Source organism: Quyinboa ferrireducens (genome assembly GCF_042436675.1).
In the GTDB taxonomy this organism is placed as follows: domain Bacteria; phylum Bacteroidota; class Bacteroidia; order Bacteroidales; family UBA5342; genus JBHJHP01.
The window spans coordinates 12,634-32,467 of the sequence record NZ_JBHMVA010000001.1 but is presented as its reverse complement, the minus strand read 5'-3'; the positions used below and the strand labels follow the sequence as shown (position 1 = coordinate 32,467).

Here is a 19,834-nt window from a genome sequence, read left to right as displayed (position 1 = left end):
ATTAAATTCAACGATTAAACCGGTCTGTAGCTCAGCTGGCAGAGCAGCTGACTCTTAATCAGCGGGTCCAGGGTTCGATTCCCTGCAGACCGACAAAAAAAGCCATCCGTCAGTTGACGGATGGCTTTTATATTGTGATTACATTTCTTTCTAATAGAACTTAACCCTTCTGTCGTCAATCTCGGCTTTATCCTTAAGCGCATTGAATGTCTGGTAATTTGCACGGTAAACATACCCCTGGGCAAGCTGTTGTTTTTCCTGATCCAATGTAGGAACACTTTTATTTTCTTCTTCACTGACCACACGGAAAACATAAACTGCATTATCACCTTTAACGGGTTCGGAAATTTCGTTTACAGGCGCTTTCACAACAGCTCCTATCAGTGCAGGAACGTATCCGTTAGCTCCCTGAATATAGTAAGAACCAAAGGTAATATTTGATGCTGATTTAATTTCAGCTCCTTCTTTTTGAGCCAGCGATGAAAGGGTCTGACTTTCGGCTTTAGCAGCATTGATTTCCTTAATAAGGTATTCTGCCTGCTTATCTTTTAACAGTTCCGCGCGAATAGAACCTTCTACTTCTTCAACCGGCTGAATGCCTTTGTCACGAATTTCAGTCACAACAGCAATCACAAACCTGTCGCCCAGTTCCTGTACGTCAGACAGTTTTCCGAGCTCTGCATCATTGAAAGCCCAGCGAATCAGCTCACGACTGTTATCCATGTTATTCACTTTTTTATCGCTTGACTTTACTGTAGCTGCAGTATGGTGGATCTTCGCAATTGAAGGATCCTCTTTTACAGCTTTTTCAAATTTCTCGTACGTATTGTTTTCGCCGAGAAATTTACTTGCTTCACTGTAAACATCACGGTAAGTATCTGTTGATGGTTCAACATTTCTCGAAAGTGTGGCTAATAATACTTTATCTACATTTTTGCTCTTGTCCTGAACCAAAATGATGTGAGTTCCATAAGTTGATTTAGCTTCAACTATTTCACCAACTTTTGCATTCACACACGCTTCATTAAAGCCCGGAACCATCATTCCATCCTGGAACCATCCAAGTTCACCACCTTTTTTTGCACTTCCCTGATCCTTGGAAAATTGTTCTGCCAGCTCAGTAAATTTACTTTTGTTATTCTTTAAAACTGTATAAATACTGTCTGCCAGTTCCTGTGTGCGTTCAGCGGTAGCTTCCTGTATCAAAATATGCTTGGCTTCGATTGAATCCGGACGCATTGCCTCGTCAACTAATTTTACTACAACATATGCATCAGAAGCATTGTCTTTATAAGGGCCGTAAACAGCTCCCGGTTTGCTTTCATCCACGAAATCCTTCAAACGGGCATCAACTGCATCCTTATCCTGATAACGGTCGACGAAGCGACTGTCTGAGTTAAGATTTACATATCGGGCAATTTCTTCCTGATCGTTAATAGACTTAATTTCCGTAGCAGCTTTTTCCGCCCATTCCTTTACATCTGCATCATCCTTATCAGATGCTTTAATGTTAAATTCAACATATTCGATCTTTCTTGAAGCATCCTGCTTATAGTCATCCTTGTGAGCACTATAGTACGTTTCAATTTCAGAATCAGAAACTTTTAATGTTGAATCCTTAACAGAAGAAAAAGGTTTAGAGAAGAATTCAATGTTCTTTGACTTCTTGCTGTTTTCTGTTACGAATTCAGCTTCCTTCGAGTTTGCATACAAACCTTTTGCGATAAGTGTGTTGTATTTTTCAAACAACCTCTGACTTACAATTTCTTTTTCCCAGTACAGCCAGTATGCTTTTGCAGCCGGGTCATTCTCCTTTTGTTTCAGGAAATTCAGTACGGCAGACTTATTCACCTGACCTGTTTGAGGGTTTCCAAACAATTGTCTGACTATAGGAGATAAGTGATCACCCTGAACCAGGTCGAACAATTCATCTTCCGAAACTGCCAGTCCCAACTCCTTGTACTCATCGCCCATGATATACTCTCTCTGAATGTTGTTCCAAACCTGATCATGTATCATGTCAACGGTTTGCTGATCAAGCGACTGAGTCTGCTGACTTTGCTTGTAGATTTCAGTAAGTTCCTGAATTTTATTCTGTAATTCATCGATCATCACAGCGTGACCGTTAATGTCGGCAACCTCGCGTTGTGATTGACCAAAGAAAGTTGATCTTGACTTAAAGAGATCGCCCAAAATAAATGCGGCCATGGCAACGCCAATCACCACAATCAACAACACTGCTCTATTTCTGATCTTTTCTAAAGTAGCCATTTAATGTTCTTATTTTTATTATACAAATGGGTTTTTTAAAACAAGGGTACGAAGATACAAATTTTAGTGAATTAACATATTATCAACCTTTTTTTTATTACGCTTTCTGCTGTAAGGCATTTTTTAGTATTTGGCAAGGTTCAAAATTCTCCTGAACGCCTTTTAAATACATCAATTGAACCATGAAACCAATGGACGAAAATATGCATTTGCTAATCTATAAAAATATAAGTTGTGTGACGATATAAACCGGCAGCAATACAATCAACGAAAATTTCAGAATATACCCAAAGAAACTAGGCATTTCAATTTTATTTTCTTCAGCAATTGCTTTAACCATAAAGTTTGGTCCATTACCGATGTATGTCATAGCGCCAAAAAATACAGCACCCAAACTAATTGCTTTCAACATTACTTCTGATATATGTGCGACAAGGCCGGGCGCATTCGGATCACCAACTAAACCTAATGCAAGGTTGTGGAACGAAACGGCAGTTGGAGCATTATCAAGAAATGAGCTTAATATCCCTGTCGCATAATAAAACTGATACGACTTCGTCAGTCCAAAGGATTGAGCATTTTGTTCCAGATACATTAATGCAGGTACCATTGTTATAAAGATACCGAGAAACAGAAATGCGACCTCAAGAATCGGGGCCCAGGTGAATTTATTGGATTCGTAACGCATTTTTTTGTCTGTAAATATCAACGACAAAACTGCCATTAACAAAATAACTCCTTCCCGGATAAATCCATGATAATGATTTTCGTGTATTTTATGAATGTAATGTTCGTTTAATAAGGCGACAGAAAGAATAACGCCCAATAAGAACAGAAAATTTATATTTCCTTTCAGTTTAATCGGCTCAATATGTTCGTGATCCTGTTTTATTGCCTTTGGAGTTTCTTTTTTGTGATAATATTTATCCGTAAAATAGTAAATAGCCAGCAAAACAGCTACAACAAAAGCCCATTGAGGTGCTAGGCTAAAGAACCACTGGAACGGTGCTCCCCGTAAATAAAGCAAAAACAAAGGCGGGTCCCCAAGCGGTGTTAGCATACCACCGGCATTAGCGACAATCGCAATAAAAAATAATATTGTATGAACTTTATATTTTCTTTCAATATTGGTCTTGATGATTGGCCTGATAAGCAACATTGCAGCCCCGGTTGTTCCCATAAAGGATGCAAGAATGCCTCCGATTGCAAGGAATAATGTATTTATAGAGGGTTTTGCCTCTATATCACCTTCAAGATGAATTCCTCCGGTTATAACAAACAACGCTCCCAGCAAAACAATAAAAGGAACGTAATCAAAAAGAATCTGGTGTTCAACATTGAGCAATAAACCTCTTGACGCCATAATTAAGACAACCGGAATTCCCAGTGCCAGCGAAACGATCAGTTTGTTTTTATTCTGCTCCCACCAGTGTTCGAACAGCAAGGGACCAATTGCGATAAAAAGAAGCATGACCACAAAAGGAATTGACAACCACAGCGGCATACTTTCGATAACTCCATGTTCCATAGATAGATTTTTTAGATTACTAGATGCTTTATAATTGAGCCTAAAATATAAAATTATTAAATACCGTACAGCAAAAATTGCCGGGAGATATATATAATTTTCAGAAACAATACTGACTAACTATATGAACTTAGTCAAGTTTTAAAACAGCAAGGAAAGCTTTCTGCGGCACTTCTACGTTTCCGATCTGCTTCATCTTTTTCTTTCCCTTTTTCTGTTTTTCAAGCAACTTGCGTTTACGGGTTATATCACCTCCGTAACATTTAGCCGTCACATCCTTCCTTACAGCTTTTACTGTTTCGCGGGCTATGATTTTTGACCCGATAGCAGCCTGAATCGCAATATCAAACTGTTGTCTTGGAATCAGTTCCTTTAACTTCTCACACATTCTCCGTCCCATGTTATAGGCATTATCCACATGAAGCAGTGCAGATAAGGCATCCACCGATTCACCATTCAGCAGGATATCAAGCTTGATGAGTTTCGAAGGTTTATATCCAATAGTGTAATAATCGAATGAGGCATATCCTTTGGATACACTTTTCAGTTTGTCGTAGAAATCAAATACGATCTCTCCCAACGGCATATCAAACTGGAGTTCCACGCGGTGTGCTGTATGAAAGTCCTGTTTTTTCAGTTCGGCCCGTTTATTCAGGCAAAGCGTCATAATCTGGCCAAAATAATCGGGATGTGTTAATATGGTTGCCCTGATAAATGGTTCTTCAATCCGTTCAATATGTGTTGGATCCGGCAGTTCACTTGGTGTGTAAACATCCTTTGCTTCGCCCTGCTTGGTATAAACCTTATACAATACGTTCGGTACCGTAGTAATCACGTTCATATCGTATTCCCGGTCCAGACGCTCCTGTATGATCTCCATGTGAAGCAGTCCCAGAAATCCGCAACGGAAGCCAAAACCAAGCGCTGCAGAAGATTCCGGTTCAAACGTAAGAGATGCATCATTCAGCTGCAGCTTTTCCACTGCTGCCCGCAGATCCTCGTAGTCATCAGAATCAATAGGGTAAACACCCGCAAATACCATGGGTTTTACTTCTTCGAAACCGGAAATGGCCTTATCACATTTTCTTTTTACATGGGTGATGGTATCGCCCACTTTTACCTCGCGTGACGTTTTAATTCCGGAAATGATATAGCCCACATCACCTGTTCTAAGTACATCGCGGGGTTGCATGGAAAGCCGTAACACACCTATCTCATCGGCATAATATTCCTTGCCGGTATTCACAAACTTCACCAGATCACCTGTCTTAATCTCTCCGTTCACAATTTTAAAATAGGCAATGATGCCTCTGAAAGAGTTAAATACAGAGTCAAAAATCAAGGCCTGTAACGGTGCTTCGGGATCACCCACGGGAGGTTTAATACGATGCACAATAGCTTCCAGTATCTCATCCACACCCTGCCCAGTTTTACCACTTGCCCGGATTATATCCTCAGGATCCACGCCAAGCAGTTCAACGATTTCTTCTTCTACCTCCTCGGGCATGGCATTGGGCAGATCCATTTTATTCATCACCGGAATAATTTCCAGGTCGTGTTCCAGGGCCAGGTATAAGTTTGATATGGTCTGCGCCTGAATACCCTGTGTGGCATCGATGATCAGCAACGCACCTTCGCAGGCAGCGATCGACCGCGATACTTCATATGAAAAATCCACATGTCCCGGAGTGTCGATAAGGTTCAGTTTATACTTTTTACCTTCCAGCTCATAGTCCATCTGGATGGCATGACTTTTAATGGTAATTCCCCTTTCTCTCTCCAAATCCATACTGTCAAGAACCTGTTCCTGCAAAGCTTTACCCGTTACAGTATGAGTCCGTTCAAGTAACCTGTCGGCCAGTGTACTTTTCCCATGGTCGATGTGTGCAATGATGCAAAAGTTACGTATATGATCCATTAAAATTATTTTCCTGTTTTGGAATGCAAATATATATATAAATCGCAATTTATGAATGCAGTAGCGTTAAGGATTTGGGCTCACTCCTGTTTATCATCTCAACCGTGCATTCGTTAAAATTTTAAACGCTGTTTCTACGCGTCTGCATATAAAATAAGATGTAATGTTTTTGTAAGCTTTTCCAAAGTTCAAAACTTTGGAAAAGTTTAGCCTCCTAAAACCAGAACAATACGGATTAAAAGTTAAAATTTTCCGGATCGGGCCCAACACGCTGGTTACGGTCAAGCGCATTAATAGCCCTCATTTCTTCTTCGCTGAGTTCAAAATCAAAAATATCCGCATTTTGTCTGATCCTTTCGGGGTGCACAGATTTTGGAATCGTTACTGTGCCACGTTGAAGGTTCCAGCGCAGGGTTACCTGAACAGGAGACTTATCGTATTTTTTACCAATCTCGTTTAACAGCATCACATCCAGAACACCTCCCTGCATCAGCGGACTCCAGGCTTCGTGCTGTATACCTTTTGATTTGCAGAAATCCACCAACGATTGCTGAACAAGATACGGATGAAATTCCACCTGGTTCACTGCCGGAATGACTTCGGCCATTTTTAATAATTCTGTTAAATGCACTTCATGAAAATTGCTGACCCCGATGGCACGAATTAAACCTTCTTTATATAGCTTTTCAAATGCTCTCCATGTATCTGTAAATTTTCCTTTTACAGGCCAGTGAACCAAATACAAATCCAGGTAATCCAGTTGCAGTTTTTTCAGACTAACTTCAAACGCTTTCAACGTTTTTTCATAACCCTGATCCGAATTCCAGACTTTTGTGGTGACAAAAATATCTTTGCGGTCAACATCAGACTTAGCTATTGCATTTCCTACGCCGGTTTCATTATGGTAAAACGAAGCGGTATCAATATGCCTGTAACCTGCTTCAAGAGCTGAAAATACAGCCGTTTCAACTTCCTCTCCGTCTTTGGTAAGGTAAACGCCAAGTCCCAGATAGGGCATTTCTACTCCGTTATTCAATGTTACTGTTCCTGCTAAATCTGTAATGTTCATATTTTTAAGACTTAAGATAAAAGATATATGATATAAGACAACCTGATTTTATAATGAGTCAGATCCCACTTTGTTCAAAGGTTAACAAAGCTACGAAAAAAGCCGCTCCAAACGGAACGGCTTTTACATATATCTTTTAAATGTTTCAGATTTCTGCGCTGGCAGTTTCCATTTCGCGGTCAACTTTTTTAACCAGTCCCTGCAATACTTTACCCGGACCAACCTCTGTAAAGGAAGTGGCACCGTCGGCAATCATATTCTGAACGGTCTGTGTCCATTTTACAGCACCTGTCAACTGTGCAATCAGGTTTTCCTTGATCACTGACGGATCAGTCTGCGGTTTGGCATCCACATTCTGGTAAATCGGACAAACCGGGACATTTATTGTTGTTGTTTTAATGGCCTCTGCCAGTTCTTCACGGGCAGGCTCCATTAGTGGTGAATGGAAAGCACCTCCAACCGGTAAGACCAATGCGCGTTTGGCACCTTTTTCTTTCAGGGTTTCGCAGGCAGCATTAACGGCTTCTACAGAACCGGAAATCACCAGCTGACCAGGACAGTTGTAGTTGGCAGCGACCACAATACCTTCGGTTGTTTCGCAAACAGCTTCCACGGTTTCATCATCCATTCCAACAATGGCTGCCATGGTTGACGGTTCAACTTCGCAGGCTTTCTGCATGGCCATGGCACGTTTCGAAACCAGGGTCAATCCGTCTTCAAATGTCAGGGCTCCGGCAGCCACCAGGGCAGAAAATTCGCCCAAAGAGTGACCGGCAACCATTTCAGGTATGAATTTTTCTCCCATTACTTTCGCCAGAATCGTTGAGTGTAAAAAGATAGCCGGCTGGGTAACCTTTGTTTGTTTCAGGTCATCCATGGTTCCTTCAAACATCAGATCGGTGATTCGGAATCCCAGAATATCGTTGGCTTTTTCGAATAACTCTTTTGCAATTTCGTAATTGTCGTACAGGTCTTTCCCCATTCCTACAAACTGGGCACCCTGTCCCGGAAATACAAATGCTTTCATTGTCTATAATTTTAATTTGCGCCGCAAAGATATAAAAACTTTATGGTAGAAATAAATACATGACATTTACCTTTTTATCGTCATTTACTATCTTTATACCTTCAACCAATTTATTAATGTTGCATGTTTAAGCCACTACTATTCTTATCGGTCATTTTTCTGATCGGATGTGCCGGAAAACAAGAAAAATCACTCCCATATATCGATCTTTCAAAGTTTGAAGATGGCATTCATCACTGGAATCTTTACAGCGAAATCAGAACACAGGAACGCTATGACTCCGCTGATGTTATTGGTATTGCGGATAATTTATTGCGTTATCAGAATAAAGATGGAGGTTGGCCCAAGAATATCGACTGGCTGGCAAAGCTGGACAGAGATTCCGTGATCAATGCCTTATCGGATCATTATCGTGAAAGCACGTATGACAACCGGAATACCTTCCCGCAAATTGAGTACCTGGCAAGTGTTTATCACTATTCAGACAATGATAAATACAAAACAGGAGCAGAAAAAGGGTTGCATTATATTCTGAACACACAATATCCCAAAGGTGGCTGGCGGGGCTGGGATGCCGATGCCATAACCTTTAACGATGATGTGATGACCGGCATCATGAACCTCTTGCTGGATGTAAAAGAGGAACGCGATATTTATTCATGGATTGGCAATGAACTGCGTGATTCTTTGCTCGAAGCGTATGATAAAGGACTTAAGGTGATCCTGAATTGCCAGATAAAACTGGATGGCACAAAAACGGCCTGGTGTCAGCAGCATGATCCGGTAATGTATGAACCGGTTCAGGGCAGAAGTTACGAACTGCCATCTATCACGGCCCGTGAAAGCAGTGATATTGTCCTGTTTCTAATGCGGATTAAAGATCCGGATCAGGCCACCAAAGATGCGATTGAATCTGCCGTAAAGTGGTTCAAAAAGGCAAGAATTACAGGGTACCGCTATGCCACCATAGAAATTCCGGAACGGTCTTATCATGAAACAACGGTGGATTTTGATCGTGAGTTTGTCCCGGATAAGAACGCCAAACCTGTTTGGGCCAGGTATTACGATCTAACAAACGGAAAACCATTTCTCTGCTTTCGCGACGGCACTGTAGTTTACAATTTAAGTGAGATTTCATTCGACCGCCGTATCGGTTACGACTGGTACGGCTTTTGGCCTGAAAAAGTCCTTGAGGCATACAAGGCATGGACGGAATAAAATAGTTTTTTCTTTCAATAATCTTCTTTTTTGTCAAACTAATGAAAGTTGATTCGTCCGACTTTCCAAATCCATACGTTCGATTTCCTTAAACCTGTCGATTCATAGCTTCCTGCCGACGTAGTTTTGTGAAGAATTTAAATGGTCAGTTTAAAATTGCTGATATAAAAGATGTGGCTATGAATCATTTTACAATCATATTTTTTGCGTTAACAGGAGGGATATTTCTATCCGTTCAGGGAGGATTAAATGCACAACTAGGATCCTTGCTAAAAAGTCCGTTGCTGGCGTCTCTGGTAGCATACCTTTTCAGTACGCTGTTTGCTTTTTTGCTTGTACTTTTTAGTATAAAACAAGTTCCGTCTATGCAGCAGGTCAAAGCCATACCCTTTTACCTGTGGTTTACCGGTGCACTTTTTAGTGTGTTAGGGATCAGTCTGTATTATTATACGATTCCCAAACTTGGAATTTCTACTATGATCTCCACCGGTCTGGTCGGACAAATTCTCTTTTCTTCTCTGGCCGGACATTTTGCCTGGTTCGGGCTCCCTGAAGAACCTCTTGATATTAAGAGGATTGTCGGGTTATGTGCAATGGTTATTGGAATAGTATTACTAAACAATAAATAAAATGGATTTAATAAGAGAAAATATTGAAAACCTGACAAGTCTTTGGCAGATTGTCGGAGAGAGGGCTAATGCTTTTTATCAGAAAAAAGGATTTAGCTATTGCGGAATAAACTATTCTGAATGGCCAAACAGATTATGGTTTCATGGTGAGGTGAATGATACAAATCTTCAGGAAGCAAAAGCTTTGATATCAGGTTCCCGCGTGAATCTAAAAATTGCATACTGGGACATCTTTGAAAATAGCGCTTTAAAATTATTCGAAAAACATGGTTTCGTCAGAACCTCAGAACAAATTGGCATGTCCCTGAAAGTCGATAGGCCTTTCGAAACAACAAAACCCATAAAACTGGAAAAAGTAGCGAATAAGAGTCAGGCTGTATTATGGTCTGATTTGTTCAAAAAGGCATTTAACTATGACATAAGCTACATTCTACTTTTGCTGAGCTCAAACGATATTGATTATTTCCTGGCTTACAACAATAATCAACCCGTTGGAACATGCATGGTTTTCAGCCATACGAAGGAGGTAACAGGGATACATTCTTTGGGCATCATTCCTGAAATGAGAAGAAAAGGCTATGCCGAAGAAATTATGAACCATATCCTTGACCAGTCTTACGAACAAGGCTTTAAATATGTCACCCTTCAGGCCTCAGAGATGGCCCGTGCAATGTATGAGAAACTGGGATTTTTAACCCAATTTAAAATGTACAATTATAACATATAAAAACATTTTTATGGAATTACTAAAAAACATGGAATGGCGATATGCCACCAAAAAGTTTGATCCTGACAAAAAAGTGGGATCATCAGAAATTGCAAAACTTAAAAAAGCAATTCAGCTGTCTGTTTCCTCGTATGGATTACAATTATATAAAGTACTCATTATTGAAGATAAAGCGTTAAGGCAAAAACTGAAACCGGTGTCGTGGAATCAGAACCAGATTACAGATGCATCTCATTTGTTTGTCTTTTGCAACTATTCAAAAGTTGAACCATCAGATATTGAAACACATATCCATCTGACATCGGAAATAAGGAATATTGATATTGAAAAGATAAGAGGCTATGGAGATTTTATCGTATCCAAACTCAATGAAAAAACCGATATTGAAAAGACAAACTGGCTTGAGCGTCAACCATATATTGCATTGGCAAACCTGTTAATGGCATGTGCCGAACTGAGGATCGATGCCTGTCCGATGGAAGGTTTTGAACCTGAGAAGTATAACACAATTCTTGGTTTGGATCAGCAAGGGTTAAATGCCTGCGTCATTGCTACGGTTGGATACAGACATAATGATGACAGATCCCAAAAACAGGCAAAAGTGCGGAAGCCTTTGGAAGCACTTTTCATGGAGATTTAACATTTTACTTAGGATCTCTGTTATAAAGATGTTGGGAGACATAGCGATTAAAAGTAAAAAATGATCAATTTTTGTTCGGAATTATAATTCCGAACATTTGTTTATCAGACCATGTTTAGTTTTACGGCATTATTTTTTCCTGAATAAATGAATTATATATGTAGGAAAGACTTTTTTCAGAATATTACTGATGTCGGGCAAAGTTTAAATCACACAGAACGAAAATATTCAGGTTTATATTGAGGGTTGCCTCAGAAAATAGCTAACACACACATAACAGAAGATGAAAGAAATATATATAGCACCATCGCAGGAAGCGGGGCGTGACTTTGTTTTAAGAGGAATAAAAGGTCCGGTTGTAATGCTTAACCTGCTTCGTTTTCGTGAGACGGCTGACTATTCAGCCTCTCCTGAGTTAGAACCGGAGAAACCAATCAGCGGTAAAGAAGCTTATCAGTTGTACATTGACCATACCTTACCTTTTTTAAAAGTATCAGGTGGCGAAATTATGTTTCTGGGAGAAGGAGGAAAATATCTCATTGGCCCCAGCGATGAACGATGGGACCTTGTGATGTTGATTAAACAAAAAAACGTGGAAAGTTTTCTGAATTTCGAATCACACAAAGATTATCAAAAGGGAATAGGTCACCGGACAGCGGCATTGGAAGATTCACGATTGCTCCCTGTTGAGGAATCGAAAGAATCCGGAAAATTAATTTTTCAACAATAAATTTTCCAAAGCGTTTAATCTTCAGAAGGTTATCGAAAAGAAAATGAAACAACTCAAAAGAACACTCGAAGAACAACGAAAGGAATTTTCAAAACGAAAATTTTTAGCAACACCGCTGGCCGGATTAATAGCTTGGTTGACCTCAGGGCTTGCCGCAATCTTCTTTCCTCCATCCATAGCTGTTTGGGTATTATTTATTGCTACCGGAAGCATTGTTTACCTTGCTCTGTTTATTTCAAAGTTTACCGGCGAAAATTTTCTGGACAAGCAGAAACCCAAAAATGAATTTGACAGACTCTTTATGTACAGTGTCTTTCAATCGGTTCTTGTGTATTCCATTGCCATTCCCTTTTTTCTTGTCGATTACACTTCATTACCTATGACCATTGGAATTTTGACCGGGCTAATGTGGCTTCCCTTTTCGTGGATCATTCAACATTGGATCGGAATTTTTCATGTTGTTGTCAGAACAGTCATTATTCTTGTTTTGTGGTACTTGCTACCCGGATATCGGTTTATTGCTATTCCTTTCTCAATTGTTCTGATTTATCTGGTTACAATTTTTATCCTGTTGAACCGGAAGAAAAGTTATGAAATGGCAGATGAATAGTGGCGCATATTATTTTGCGGTCAAAACGTATGAATTCTAGCACAAATATTTTTCAATTAATAATTAGGGTACAATGTTTTATATTAAACATTTCCTCACATACTATGTTAGTTTTTATAAGTCCGGATTAACCTTTATAACAAATGAAAATATTGGTGCTATTAAACTTTGCGGCTGCCTTACAGGGCATATTCTTAACTTATTTAATCGCACACAATAAGCCCAAAGACACCAAACCCATAGTTCTTGGATTATTAACATTAGTGCTTTCCATCAGCCTTTTAGGTGGGATCTATGGTATGACAGGTTATTACAAAACCTTTCCCCATCTTATTAATGTTATGGATCCTTTATTTTTGCTTTACGGTCCTTTATTGTACGTATACATCTTTGTGCTTACAAAAAATAAGCTACCACGGTTTTATCTGTTTCACGCCATCCCGTTCTTCATCTATATCATTTCGTTTATACCTCTGTATGTGAAGAGCGGGGAAGAAAAAATTCAGTTTGCTGAATACATTTTTTTGAATAACGAAGTTCCATTAGAAGCTTTGATTATGCAACTGGGTCGGGTCTTTTACATTACTATTTATGTTGTTATAAGTCTGGTTTTGGTAAAAGATCATCAGAAAAAAATTAAAAACAACTTTTCTGATATTGAAAAGATCTCTCTGTCACAGGCAAAAAAGATCCTTTATTTCTTCCTGTTTGTGTTGCTGGTAGCATTGATTTCATTTATGCTCGGTTATAAATTTTCCTACAGTTTTTCGGTTTCAAACAACATTATCGGATTCTTTGTGGGAATTATCATTTATGCGCTTGCATATTCCACCTGGCGGACTAAAAACATTCAGCTGTTAGATACAATGGATAGCAAAGGCTATCCTGATGATAACACATCCGTTTCAAAAGGGAAGGGGAGAAGCGTATTTATTTTAAACGATGATCAGATAAAGAAATATTCAAAACTACTGACAACGGTTATAGAAAAGGATAAAGCCTACATTGAAAATGATATCTCCTTAGCTGAACTAAGTTCAAAAATCAACATTCAACCTTATCAGTTGTCAGAATTAATCAGCCGGGTTTATGGTGAATCATTTTTCGATTTTATTAACCGGCACCGGATCGAAGAAATTAAATCACGTTTGGATGATCCAAAATCCGACTCATACTCTTTACTGGGAATTGCAATGGATTGTGGCTTTAATTCAAAATCATCTTTCAATACGGCATTTAAAAAGTTTACAGGTCTGACCCCAAGCGAATACCGCAAGCAAAAAATGGTTAGCCCGACTATCTAGATATTTACTGTCTTTTACCTGTTTTTCTCTTCAATACACCGGAGCAGGAAATTTTGAAGACATGTCACGCAAAACGTCCTGTTTATCAGTTTTTTGCCAAAAAAATCAAAATGATATTTTACGTTCTTTTCAAAATTGTGTGTGTCTTAAAAATCATCACTGTATGTATAATCCCCCACAATAAAATTGGGGTTTGGGATAATTTTTTTCTGAAAAACCAGCTTATTGTGATGTGGTAAGGTATAAGCGGCATTTTTGTCAGGAATTTTCATTGCTTCAAAATTTAACTATTTCATTAAATAGCCTGTCAGATAAAGAATAGGTTGGCTTTCATTAACTTATTCAACCCTGAAAATCGCATGAAAAATCATGCGCCCTTATCATTTTTATAGATAAGCATATACATACATTTTGGCCCGCTATTATAATTCCGAACACCTGCATTGCTATTCCGAACTTTTGCCAAACTCACCTCCTCTACTTTTGTCAGCGTCCTTCAATTGAAGATGTACAAATAAGTGAAACACTAGTGATAATTGATATGAAATGCTTAGCAGAAAAAAAAATCTCACAGGAACACAGGCATGGCAAGTCGCGGCCGGACTTTATTTCTAAAGAGAAATGGATGATGTCCGACTTCATAAATCCGAACGTCCGACTTACTTAAAAACGTCGAACACAGGTGGCAGGGTCTGTAGATTTGCACCATAACAAATTATAAGTCAATAGAATGAAACTTTTACTACAAATTGAAGAAACAAGCATGCTGGCGCTCTCATTTTATCTGAGTCTCCTTCTTGGTTATAAATGGTGGATATTTATTCTGTTCCTGTTTGTGCCAGATCTGAGCATGCTAGCATACTTTTTCGGAAACAGAACCGGAGCATTTATATATAATCTGTTTCACTATAAATTTCTAGCAGTAATCCTTGGCATTTCAGGTTATCTGATCTCACTGCCATCTCTCGCATTTGCAGGTACTATTCTCTTTGGACACAGTTCTTTTGACAGAATCTTTGGATACGGATTAAAGTTCAAAGACGATTTTAAACATACACATCTTAGTAATAACAATAAATTTTATTCAAAATGAAGAAATATAATCTTATAAAATTGCTGTTTCTGTTAATCCCTGTTTTTCAGGGGTTTTCGCAGGAGAAAGTTACTATAAGCGGATTTTTAAAAGACGCGGACACAGGCGAAGGATTAATTGGATCAACAATCTATGTAGAGGAACTTAGATCCGGGACAACAACAAACCTTTACGGCTTTTACTCCGTCACCTTGCCTAAAGGAGATTACAATCTCAGATATTCCTATGTTGGCTACAAGAGCATTACCATTCCGGTAGAACTTTCCGAAGATGTTAACAACGATGTTGAGATGCATATGAAATCAACTCAAATAGATGAAGTTGTAATTCTGAGTGAAGGGGCAGATAAGAACATAAGAAAAGCTGAAATGGGAGTCATGAAACTATCTCCCAAAGAGGCTAAAATGATCCCTGTGCTTCTTGGAGAACAAGACATTTTAAAAACCATTCAGCTATTGCCTGGTGTAAGTTCGGGCACCGAAGGAACCACAGGTTTTTATGTAAGGGGTGGAGGCGTCGATCAGAACCTTATCATTCTTGATGAAGCGACGGTTTACAGTGCATCACACTTAATGGGATTTTTCTCAGTCTTCAATTCCGATGCCATTAAGGATGTAGAGCTCTATAAAGGTAATGCTCCTGCCAATTATGGTGGTCGTCTCTCGTCCATCCTGGATATTCAGATGAATGACGGGAATTATAAAAAGTTTACAGCCTCAGGCGGACTAGGACTTTTATCTTCAAGGTTAACCCTTCAGGCTCCAATTGTAAAAGATAAAAGCTCTTTTATTATATCAGGCCGCAGAAGTTATGCCGACATATTTACGGTATTTTCACGAAGCCGGACTCAAAAAAATACAGACCTCTATTTCTACGATTTAAATGCGAAAGCAAACTACAGGATCGACAATAATAACCGCATTTTTCTGTCAGGATATTTCGGAAGGGATGTTTTTAATATACACGACCTTTTTGCCTTGAAATGGGGCAACCAGACCGGAACGCTACGCTGGAACCATGTTTTCAACAATAAACTATTCAGCAATAGTTCACTTATATACAGCAACTATAATTACGGTTTCGGATATAATTTTTCCGATAATATGATTTACATTAATTCCGGGATCAGGGACATGAATGTAAAAGAAGATTTTCAGTGTTACATCAATACAGATAATACCCTGAAATTTGGATTTAATGCGATTCATCATACGTATCGTCCCGGAGAAATAGATGCAGGAAACAATGATCTCTTTAATTCAGTATTCATGGGCAGAAAGCAAGCCTACGAAGGGGCAGCATATGTCTCACACGAATTAAGCATTTCCGATCATATAAATATTACTTACGGGTTAAGGTATTCCGGTCTTGCATCAGTTGGGCCCGATACTGTATATACATACAACGAAAGAGATGAAATAACCAGCGCGGAAGCTTATTCCAAAGGAGACATCATTCAGTTTTACAGCAATCTGGAGCCGCGTGCAACATTCAACTTTAGATTGAATAACAGGAATTCTGTCAAACTCTCATACTCACGAAACGCACAGTATGTCCATTTGCTGTCCAACTCCTCTGCATCACTTCCAACTGATGTCTGGATTCCAAGCAGTAAAAATGTAAAACCGCAGATCGCAGATCAGTTCGCTCTCGGGTTTTTCAGAAATTTTAAAGATAACATGTTTGAAACGTCTGTCGAAGTTTATTACAAGAACCTCAAGAATCAGATCGATTATCAAAACGGAGCAGAACTCCTGCTTAACAAGAATGTGGAATCACAGCTTATTTTCGGTAAGGGTAGAGCCTATGGCCTTGAGCTTTTCGTGAAAAAGAGGACAGGCAAATTAACCGGATGGATAGGATATACGCTTTCAAGGACTGAAAAATCTATGGATGCCATTGACAATGGGGAGTGGTATCCTGCCAAATACGACAGAACGCATGACATTTCAATTGTTGGGATGTACCAGCTTAATAAAAAATGGAACATGTCTGCCACCTGGGTCTTTAATACAGGAAATGCGGTAACATTTCCAAGTGGAAAATACCAGGTAGATGAATTTACGGTTCCTGTTTACACTAAAAGAAATGCTTACCGGATGCCGGATTATCACCGGATGGATATTGGTGCAACTTACACACCCAAAAAGAAAAAGCGGTTTGAATCAAGCTGGAACTTTTCCGTATATAACGTTTATGGCAGAAAAAACGCATTTTCCATCACTTTCAGGGAGAACGAAAGCAATCCGAATCAAACAGAAGCGGTCCGACTGTCCCTTTTTCAAATGATACCATCAGTAACTTACAATTTTAAATTTTAAATCATGAAATCAGTTAAAACATACACTTTAATATTTGGCCTGGCAATAATATTATTCGGCTGCCAGGATGTAATTGAGATAAATCTTGACTCCATTGAACCCCGGCTGGTTATAGACGGATCTATAACAGATATCGATACAACGCTTGTTGTTAAACTAACCAAATCAGGCGATTATTTTGACCCTGAAACTTATCCTAACGTGTCCGGTTCAACAGTTACTATTACCGACGATCTTGGTTATGTAAGTCAGCTTTTGGAAACAGCTCCCGGAATATATTCCGTGAACAGGACTGGTGAAGAAGGCCGTTCATACACCATGAAAGTAGAGTCGGAAGGAGAAATCTATAATGCCACTGTTGAGGTGCCATATAAAGTCGCAATAGACTCGGTATCTTTTGAGCCAACACCGGCGTATATGGAGTTTTCGGGAGGATACATAATAAACTGCCATCTGCATGATCCGGCGAATATTGAAAATTACTACCGATTGAAAGTGTATAATATTGATGATCCGGCAGGTGCAAGCCAATCCCTGAAATTATTCGATGATGCATTTACTGACGGGCATGACGTTGTATTGCAATGGGATGTTGAACAGTTTATTCCGCTCAACAGAGTTGTGGTTGAACTACAAACACTAGATAAATCAACATACGATTACTACTTTGCGTTATCTTCTCTTTTCGAAGGCGGAATGATCGGTAATGCGAACCCTTCGAACCCAATAACCAATATTTCCAACGGAGCATTAGGATATTTTGGAGCATATACTGTAAGCCGGGATACTGTTCTGATTTTCCCTTAAGTATAAAACATTAAAGCACTAAAAATAATGAATACAATACAAACGGTTCTATCCGTAAAAAGGAATGCGCGTATAGCCGGCATACTTTATCTGATCATTATCATTGCAGGTTTGTTCAGCGAGATGTTTGTCCGGTCATCTATTGTTGTTCCAGGTGATGCCCTTATAACGGCACATAATATACTTAATCACAGCGTGTTGTACAGGGTTGGATTTGTTAGCGATTTAATCATGATTATGAGTGATGTTGCCGTGGCCCTGTTATTTTACCTGCTGCTAAAACCAGTAAGCAAAGAATTGTCTTTGCTGGCTGCATATTTCAGACTGGCCCAGGCTACAGTACTGGGTCTTAATCTATTGAATTATTATATGCCTCTGCTCATTTTCGGCGACAATACTTATCTGAGTAGTTTTTCCGGAGATCAGCTTAGTTCACTGGTTTTGCTGTTTATAAATGCGCATTCATACGGGTACCTTATCAGTGGTGTGTTTTTCGGTATTAGTTGTATAATAGTAGGATCTTTAATGTATAATGCCGAATATTTTCCTAAATGGTTGGGTATTCTGATAATTGCTGCCGGAATAAGTTATCTGGTTGACTGCTTCGTCAACTTCCTGGGACCTGAGTTTTCAAACGTAAGTGAGATACTGGTCGTGACCATCGCAGTTGCCGCAGAATTGACACTTTGTTTATATCTGCTGGTCAAAGGAATTAAAGCAGATTCAGGAAATCAAATTACTATGGCCTGAAAAAGAATTCATTTCAACCACTGCATCAGATACAACTGGTGCGGTGGTTTATCATCTGTGCTAATAGTAAAGAACGTACTTAAGAATTAATCAAATAAAGGCTTCAGTCTCTCCCAATTGCTGAACAAAAGGATTACGTTCAGCAGCGCCACAAAAATAGCCGGCCACATCTCTTTCAGATCACTGTTCAGAATACTGAACATCATAAATGCAACGGAAAGTGGAAACAACGCAATAAGTATTGCCAGTGTCCACTTGTTTAAAATAAGCAGTGCCCCAACGAGTATTTCAAACATATAAAGATACGGAAGATACATGACGACTGCATCCAGAAATGCCTGCGTGTTCTGAGGCATGTCTCCATAACTGTTGGGAATAAAGTGAAAGAATTTGTTTAATGCATAAGCGACCATAAATACACCCAGTACTACTCTTAAAGTAGCCATAATTTTCCCATTACTTTTCATAACCTAAAATTTAAATATGATAGTGGGCGTAAATTATCATCTTTAAATACCATAGGAGTAAACAATATGTGATATAGAAAGTTTATTCCGGGATCTTTAATTTCAATCCAAAACAGCAATGGATAACAGTGGTTGAGAATACGTTTTCATCACCGGCGCTGCACTGTAAAGTATAAGCGTAATAATGCTTCGTTAAAGTTTAAAAAAGCATAAAAGGCAGTTCCCTTTGTAGAGAACCGCCTTTTACATGATAAGCTAACAGCTTTTATTCTATAACTTTAATTTCTGATTCAATCGGAATAGCCATTCTGTATAAAGCCTGTACACCGCAATACTTTTCAGCAGAGAGGTTAACCGCTTTTTCAAGTTTATCCATTGGAAGATCTTTTCCTTTGAATTCGTAAGTTACTTTCATGGACTTGTAGTATTTGGGATGTTCTTCGGTGAGTTCTCCTTCAACTTTTATATTCAGTCCATCATACTGCACCCTCATTTTATTTAAAATTGATACGACGTCCATTCCGGTACATCCGGCCAGCGATACCAGCATCAGTTTTTTGGGTCTTGCTCCTTTATCTTGCCCACCTACTTCAGGACTTGCATCTAATGTGAGTTTATGACCATCTAAATCAGTTGAGAAGGCCATGCCTTCGTCCCAGGATAAATTAATTTCGTTCTTCATATTTAGAATTTTATATATTTAACGGAGAGATTATAAAAAAGTT

The 19,834-nt window shown here is 39.1% G+C and carries 19 protein-coding genes and 1 tRNA gene; 12 read left to right on the top strand and 8 right to left on the bottom strand.

The features are described 5' to 3' along the window. Positions 1 to 20 precede the first annotated feature (20 nt). A tRNA-Lys gene (locus ACE01N_RS00150) sits at positions 21 to 93 on the top strand. A 57-nt stretch (positions 94 to 150) separates the two neighbouring features. Here ACE01N_RS00150 and ACE01N_RS00145 read toward each other — a convergent pair. From ACE01N_RS00145 to fabD, 5 genes are all read right to left on the bottom strand, one after another. After that, complete coding sequence (locus tag ACE01N_RS00145; protein ID WP_380583594.1) at positions 151 to 2,271, bottom strand: peptidylprolyl isomerase; 2,121 nt, start codon at positions 2,269 to 2,271, stop codon at positions 151 to 153. Positions 2,272 to 2,488: 217 nt separating this feature from the next. Beyond that, positions 2,489 to 3,799 carry a sodium:proton antiporter gene (locus ACE01N_RS00140; protein ID WP_380583592.1) on the bottom strand — a complete coding sequence of 437 codons (1,311 nt, stop codon included), beginning with the start codon at positions 3,797 to 3,799 and terminating at the stop codon, positions 2,489 to 2,491. Between the two features lie 130 nt (positions 3,800 to 3,929). Beyond that, positions 3,930 to 5,717 (bottom strand): translation elongation factor 4, encoded by a 1,788-nt coding sequence (gene lepA, locus ACE01N_RS00135; RefSeq protein WP_380583590.1) that lies wholly within the window; start codon positions 5,715 to 5,717, stop codon positions 3,930 to 3,932. Between the two features lie 235 nt (positions 5,718 to 5,952). Next, on the bottom strand, positions 5,953 to 6,786 hold the full coding sequence (locus ACE01N_RS00130; RefSeq protein ID WP_380583588.1) for an aldo/keto reductase: 834 nt from the start codon (positions 6,784 to 6,786) through the stop codon (positions 5,953 to 5,955). Between the two features lie 145 nt (positions 6,787 to 6,931). Beyond that, a complete protein-coding gene (gene fabD / locus ACE01N_RS00125) occupies positions 6,932 to 7,813 on the bottom strand; it encodes an ACP S-malonyltransferase (RefSeq protein ID WP_380583586.1) in 882 nt (293 codons plus the stop codon). Between the two features lie 123 nt (positions 7,814 to 7,936). Between fabD and pelA the strand changes: the two genes are divergently transcribed. The 7 genes from pelA (at position 7,937) to ACE01N_RS00090 (ending at position 13,671) form a co-directional block, all read left to right on the top strand. Then, positions 7,937 to 9,031 carry a pectate lyase gene (gene pelA / locus ACE01N_RS00120; protein ID WP_380583584.1) on the top strand — a complete coding sequence of 365 codons (1,095 nt, stop codon included), beginning with the start codon at positions 7,937 to 7,939 and terminating at the stop codon, positions 9,029 to 9,031. Positions 9,032 to 9,210: 179 nt separating this feature from the next. After that, positions 9,211 to 9,660, top strand: coding sequence for a DMT family transporter (locus ACE01N_RS00115; protein ID WP_380583582.1), 450 nt, complete (start codon positions 9,211 to 9,213; stop codon positions 9,658 to 9,660). A 1-nt stretch (position 9,661) separates the two neighbouring features. Then, positions 9,662 to 10,387: a GNAT family N-acetyltransferase gene (locus tag ACE01N_RS00110; RefSeq protein WP_380583580.1), complete on the top strand. Its 726-nt coding sequence runs from the start codon at positions 9,662 to 9,664 to the stop codon at positions 10,385 to 10,387. A gap of 10 nt (positions 10,388 to 10,397) precedes the next feature. Next, positions 10,398 to 11,027: an NAD(P)H-dependent oxidoreductase gene (locus ACE01N_RS00105; protein ID WP_380583578.1), complete on the top strand. Its 630-nt coding sequence runs from the start codon at positions 10,398 to 10,400 to the stop codon at positions 11,025 to 11,027. A 283-nt stretch (positions 11,028 to 11,310) separates the two neighbouring features. Then, a complete protein-coding gene (locus tag ACE01N_RS00100; RefSeq protein ID WP_380583576.1) occupies positions 11,311 to 11,757 on the top strand; it encodes a DUF1330 domain-containing protein in 447 nt (148 codons plus the stop codon). Positions 11,758 to 11,800: 43 nt separating this feature from the next. Further along, positions 11,801 to 12,367: a DUF7010 family protein gene (locus ACE01N_RS00095; protein ID WP_380583574.1), complete on the top strand. Its 567-nt coding sequence runs from the start codon at positions 11,801 to 11,803 to the stop codon at positions 12,365 to 12,367. Positions 12,368 to 12,510: 143 nt separating this feature from the next. Continuing rightward, positions 12,511 to 13,671 carry a helix-turn-helix domain-containing protein gene (locus ACE01N_RS00090; RefSeq protein ID WP_380583571.1) on the top strand — a complete coding sequence of 387 codons (1,161 nt, stop codon included), beginning with the start codon at positions 12,511 to 12,513 and terminating at the stop codon, positions 13,669 to 13,671. 146 nt (positions 13,672 to 13,817) lie between these two features. On the opposite strand, the gene ACE01N_RS00085 is transcribed toward ACE01N_RS00090, so the two are convergent. Beyond that, positions 13,818 to 13,943: a hypothetical protein gene (locus tag ACE01N_RS00085; RefSeq protein WP_380583569.1), complete on the bottom strand. Its 126-nt coding sequence runs from the start codon at positions 13,941 to 13,943 to the stop codon at positions 13,818 to 13,820. Positions 13,944 to 14,401: 458 nt separating this feature from the next. Between ACE01N_RS00085 and ACE01N_RS00080 the strand changes: the two genes are divergently transcribed. Genes ACE01N_RS00080 through ACE01N_RS00065 form a run of 4 tightly spaced genes read left to right on the top strand, consistent with a single transcriptional unit; the run spans position 14,402 to position 18,642 of the window. After that, the gene (locus tag ACE01N_RS00080; RefSeq protein ID WP_380583567.1) at positions 14,402 to 14,764 is read left to right on the top strand and encodes a DUF4260 domain-containing protein; all 363 of its coding nucleotides are present in this window, start codon (positions 14,402 to 14,404) and stop codon (positions 14,762 to 14,764) included. Beyond that, a complete protein-coding gene (locus ACE01N_RS00075; protein ID WP_380583565.1) occupies positions 14,761 to 17,085 on the top strand; it encodes a TonB-dependent receptor in 2,325 nt (774 codons plus the stop codon). The genes ACE01N_RS00080 and ACE01N_RS00075 overlap by 4 nt, the downstream gene beginning before the upstream one ends. A 3-nt stretch (positions 17,086 to 17,088) precedes the next feature. After that, the gene (locus ACE01N_RS00070) at positions 17,089 to 17,892 is read left to right on the top strand and encodes a DUF4249 domain-containing protein (RefSeq protein WP_380583563.1); all 804 of its coding nucleotides are present in this window, start codon (positions 17,089 to 17,091) and stop codon (positions 17,890 to 17,892) included. A gap of 27 nt (positions 17,893 to 17,919) precedes the next feature. Then, complete coding sequence (locus tag ACE01N_RS00065; RefSeq protein WP_380583561.1) at positions 17,920 to 18,642, top strand: DUF4386 domain-containing protein; 723 nt, start codon at positions 17,920 to 17,922, stop codon at positions 18,640 to 18,642. A gap of 86 nt (positions 18,643 to 18,728) precedes the next feature. Here ACE01N_RS00065 and ACE01N_RS00060 read toward each other — a convergent pair whose 3' ends face one another. Together ACE01N_RS00060 and ACE01N_RS00055 are read right to left on the bottom strand one after the other, a co-directional pair. Continuing rightward, on the bottom strand, positions 18,729 to 19,109 hold the full coding sequence (locus tag ACE01N_RS00060) for a DoxX family membrane protein (protein ID WP_380583559.1): 381 nt from the start codon (positions 19,107 to 19,109) through the stop codon (positions 18,729 to 18,731). Positions 19,110 to 19,374: 265 nt separating this feature from the next. Beyond that, positions 19,375 to 19,791 (bottom strand): OsmC family protein, encoded by a 417-nt coding sequence (locus ACE01N_RS00055; RefSeq protein WP_375729510.1) that lies wholly within the window; start codon positions 19,789 to 19,791, stop codon positions 19,375 to 19,377. Between the last annotated feature and the right edge of the window lie 43 nt (positions 19,792 to 19,834).